The sequence below is a fragment of the Citricoccus sp. genome, assembly GCF_032154715.1.
Taxonomy (GTDB): domain Bacteria; phylum Actinomycetota; class Actinomycetes; order Actinomycetales; family Micrococcaceae; genus Citricoccus.
Genome location: NZ_JALDXU010000149.1, coordinates 1 through 4,412 on the forward strand (window position 1 = coordinate 1; position 4,412 = coordinate 4,412).

Genomic DNA, 4,412 nt, shown 5'->3' on the forward strand with positions numbered 1-4,412 from the left:
CATCCTGGTGGTGCCGGAGCTGCCCAAGACCCGCTCCGGCAAGATCATGCGCCGCCTGCTCAAGGACGTGGCCGAGGGCCGGGACCCGGGCGATGCGTCCACCCTGTCCGACCCCACGATCATGCAGCAGATCGCGGAGTCACTGCGGAAGTAGCCGGCCAGTCATAGCGGCAGCTCATCTGAGGTGGACTGCTCCATGCCGCTTATCCCGGTGACAGAGTGATGCCACGCAGTGAAGTTCACTGCGCGGCATCACTCTGTGTGCTGGCCTCAGGTCCGGTCGGCCGCAGCCTCCTCACCGGAGAGGTGGTCCGGGTTCTTCAGCAGGTGGATGAGCGAGGCGACCATGCCGCCCCACACCACCACGATCGCGATGATCAGGAACACGATGGCAATCGGGTCCATGTCAGACTCCCTTCTCGGGGTGCTCGGGCTGGGTCGGGCTGCTGTGCGTCCGTTCCGCGCTGCCCGCACTGTGGGGGTGCGACGGGGTGTCGGCATGACGGCCCCGGCCACTGTGACCGCCGTGACCGGCTCCTGCCGGCCGGTCTCCCGCGGTGGCACCCACCAATTGCTCGTCCCCGGTGACGGTCTCCGGGCCGAGGTTGTCGTTCAGTTCGCTGTGCAGGGCCGATTTCTGCGACCAGGGCAGCAGGGACAACAGGATCGCCACCACGACCAGCGCGATAGACATGCCCCAGCCGAAGGTGCCCACGAACCAGGCCGGCAGATCCCCGTAGCCCTCCGTGGCCTTGAGCACCACGTCGGAGATCCAGATGTAGGCCAGCACGATCGGCAGGACCACGGCCACGAGGGCCTTGTAGATCCAGCCCACGCGGAACGAGGACACCGCATTCAGGTGATTGACCATGCCGTCCAGCCGGCGCAGCACCCACGAGACCGTCACGACAGCCACGAGGGCCGCGCCGACGATGCCGAAACTGTTGGCAAAGGCATCCGTCACGTCCAGGACGTTGATACCCGAGGTGGTGCTGAACAGCAGCAGGGAGATGATCCCGGAGATCCCCACGACCACGACCACCGTCGTCACGCGGCTCCAGCCCAGCTTGTCCTTCACTGCCGAGACCACCACTTCGAGGATGGAGATCAACGAGGTGAAGCCGGCGAACACCAGCGATCCGAAGAACAGCACTCCGATCAGGGCCCCGGCGGGCGCCTGGGAGATGATCGTCGGGAAGGCGATGAACGCCAGTCCGATGCCATCGGTGACCACATCCGCGACGGCCACACCGTTGGCCTGCGCCATGAATCCCAGGGCGGAGAACACGCCGATGCCGGCCAGGATCTCGAAGCTCGAATTCGAGAAACCGACCATCAGTCCCGAACCGGTCAGGTTGGTCCGGCGCTTGAGGTACGAGGAATAGGTGATCATGATGCCGAAGCCCACGGACAGGGAGAAGAAGATCTGGCCATAGGCGGCGATCCACACCTGCGGATCGGTGAGCACCGACCAGTTCGGTGTGAACAGGGCGTTCAGTCCCTCGGGGGCCCCCGGGAGGAACAGGGCCACGATCACCAGGATGATGAACATGACGGCCAGGACGGGGATTCCGATGAGCGACGCCATCGCGATGCCCTTCTTGACTCCGGCACCGAGGACCACGAGCAGGATCACCCAGACCATCAGCATCGGCCAGAAGACCGCGGGGACGAACTCCAGGGTCGGGGCGACACCTTCCGGGACCTGCAGGTACTCACCGAAGAAGAAGGCCTCCGGATCCTCGCCCCAGCGTTCCCCGAAGGAGAACCACGTGTACATGGCGGCGTAGGCGATGATGGCCGCGTAGTAGACACCGATGACGAAGCAAATCAGCACCTGCCACCAGCCGATGGACTCGGTCCACTTGCTCAGGCGCTTGAAGGCCAGGGGCGGCGAGCCCTTGAAGCGGTGGCCGATCGCGTAGTCGAAGAACAGCAGCGGGATGCCCGCGGTCAGCAGGGCGATCAGATAGGGGACGATGAAGGCGCCGCCGCCGTTCTCATAAGCGACATAGGGGAAACGCCAGATGTTGCCCAGGCCCACGGCGGAGCCGATGGCGGCGAAGATGAAGGCCCAGCGGCCCGCGAATTGCTCGCGGCTCGCCTTGCCCCCTTGGGGTAGTGCGGTCTGCGTTGACACGGAGGTCCTCCCGGTCAGTAACCCAGCCCGCTCGGCCCGGTGCCGTTCTGAGGGTGATACGGCGGCGAGTCGGCGGTACGGTGCGAAAATGTGATGGCGACCACGTTAGACCAGTCAGGCCGTTCATGCACGATGTGGACACCGGTTGACACTAGTCAGCCGGAGATTCCCGGGCAAGACAACGCTCAGTGGCCCTGGATGCACTGGCCGGTGGACACGGTGTCCACCATCTCCTCGGCCTCCGTCAGGGCCTGTTGGGCCTCTTCACCGGTGATGGCATAGCCCACCTCGATGTCCCCGGTGGCGCGGGCGAAGACGATGCCGGCCACGTCACCGTCCGCGGTGAGCAGCGGACCACCGGAGCTGCCCAACTGGACGTCGGCCTCCAGCTGGTAGATGTCCAGCAGTCCGGGCTCGGCACCGTAGACGTTGTTGACGGTCACCTCGCCGCGGGCCTGAACCAGGGCCGGGTCCATCTGGAAGGGCCCGCCCGAGGGGTAGCCCATGATGTAGCCGGCCTCCTGGTCCGCCAGCTCGGCGCCCACGTCCAGTATCGGCAGGTCAGCCCCGTCCACGGCGATGACGGCCACGTCCCGCGCCGCGTCGAAGTGCACCACGCGACCGGCGTGCACGGCACCGTCCGCGGACTCGACCGAGGGTTCGGTCAGTCCGGAGACCACGTGGGCGTTGGTGACCACCCGGTCGGGGGCCACAGCGAAACCGGATCCGGTCTGGTTCTGCCCACACACCAGTGCGGTTCCGGAGATCCGCACCACGGAGGCACGCGCCTCCTGCAGCGCCTGTCCTGGTGCGGGGGTGGAGGCCGCGGCCGCCGGCGTCTCCGTGGTCACGGGCTCGGGCAGCACCGGCACCACGTCGGTCCCCGCGACGGCGGCACGCACCCGGGCAACCAGCGACTTCGCCGATTCGGGGGCCGCGTCGTTGATCGTGGTGATGACCCTGGATTCGGAGATCGCCGAGGTCACCGGCGCCAGACCCATGGAGGACGCGGAGAAGGCCACGAGGGAGATCAGCGCCGCGGCCACGGCGGTGTTGGCCACCGCACCACCCAGCCGGTCCACCGTCCGCAGTGCCGGCAGCGCCATGCGCAGGCGGATGGCGCGCCCCAGGGCGGCACCGATCCCCTGGCCCAGCAGCACCAGGACCAACGCGGCGGCCACGATGGCGAGGATGCGCCAGCCGGGCTCGGTGATCCAGGCAGAGACCAGCGGGATGGAGAAGAACGCGGCGATCGCCCCGGCCACCAGCCCGACCATGGTCCCGAGGGTCACCAGGAACCCGCGGCGGTAGCCGGCCATCAGGAACACGAACAGGACGACGATCAGGACCCAGTCCAGCACGGTCAGTCCTAAAAACAAGGAGTCTCTCTTCCTGCGTCCGCCCCCGTATACGCGTAGCGTCCCACTTTACCGTTACCATTGCCGCAGATGGGGCAGAATGGATCACACACATTCCCCGCATGTCGCAGATGTCCGGCATGCCAGTCGACAGTGAGGACGAAGGACACATGGATCTCGAGGTACTGCGCAAGGCCCCGCTGTTCACCAACCTGGATGACGAGGTCTTTTCTGCACTGACCTCCGAGCTGACCGAGGTGGAGCTCTCTCGCGGTGCCTCTGCCTTCCATGAGGGCGATCAGGGCGATCAGCTCTATGTCATCATGTCCGGCAAGATCAAGCTGGGACGCACCGCCCCGGACGGCCGGGAGAACCTGCTGGCCATCCTCGGCCCGGGCGAGGTCTTCGGCGAGATGGCACTGTTCAACCCCGCCCCGCGCACCGCCACGGCCACGGCCGTGTCCGCTGCCCGTCTGGCCGGGCTGCGCCATGACAACCTGCGCAAGGTCATCCAGTCCACCCCCGAGGTCTCCATGCAGCTGCTGCGGGCCCTGGCCCAGCGCCTGTCCAAGACCAACGAGTCCCTCGCTGACCTGGTCTTCTCGGACGTGCCCGGCCGTGTGGCCAAGGCCCTGCTGGACCTGGCGGACCGCTTCGGCCGCCCGGCCAACGACGGCCTGCTCGTGGCCCACGATCTCACCCAGGAAGAGCTGGCCCAGCTGGTCGGCGCCTCCCGCGAGACCGTCAACAAGGCCCTCGCCGAGTTCGTCCAGCGCGGCTGGATCCGCCTGGAGAACCGTGCGGTCGTGGTGCTGGACCTGCAGCGCCTGCGCCAGCGCTCACGCTAGTCACCCCGCCGGAACCGGACTCCGGCTGGCTACTGCTGAACCACTGACCTTGAGGGGCCGCCACCG

Annotated in this window: 4 protein-coding genes; 1 reads left to right on the forward strand and 3 read right to left on the reverse strand. The window is 67.0% G+C overall.

Annotated elements, in window-relative coordinates; all coding sequences use genetic code 11:
• Window positions 1-270: 270 nt before the first annotated feature.
• The 3 genes from RUH65_RS15320 to RUH65_RS15330 all read right to left on the reverse strand — a co-directional run bounded on the left by RUH65_RS15320 (window position 271) and on the right by RUH65_RS15330 (window position 3,519).
• On the reverse strand, window positions 271-405 hold the full coding sequence (locus RUH65_RS15320) for a methionine/alanine import family NSS transporter small subunit (protein ID WP_313818502.1): 135 nt from the start codon (window positions 403-405) through the stop codon (window positions 271-273).
• 1 nt (window position 406) lies between these two features.
• The gene (locus RUH65_RS15325) at window positions 407-2,140 is read right to left on the reverse strand and encodes a sodium-dependent transporter (protein ID WP_313818504.1); all 1,734 of its coding nucleotides are present in this window, start codon (window positions 2,138-2,140) and stop codon (window positions 407-409) included.
• Window positions 2,141-2,325: 185 nt separating this feature from the next.
• Window positions 2,326-3,519, reverse strand: a complete 1,194-nt coding sequence (locus RUH65_RS15330) for a MarP family serine protease (protein ID WP_313818505.1) — start codon at window positions 3,517-3,519, stop codon at window positions 2,326-2,328.
• A 149-nt stretch (window positions 3,520-3,668) separates the two neighbouring features.
• Between RUH65_RS15330 and RUH65_RS15335 the strand changes: the two genes are divergently transcribed.
• Window positions 3,669-4,346 carry a Crp/Fnr family transcriptional regulator gene (locus RUH65_RS15335; RefSeq protein WP_115933361.1) on the forward strand — a complete coding sequence of 226 codons (678 nt, stop codon included), beginning with the start codon at window positions 3,669-3,671 and terminating at the stop codon, window positions 4,344-4,346.
• The last annotated feature ends 66 nt before the right edge of the window (window positions 4,347-4,412 follow it).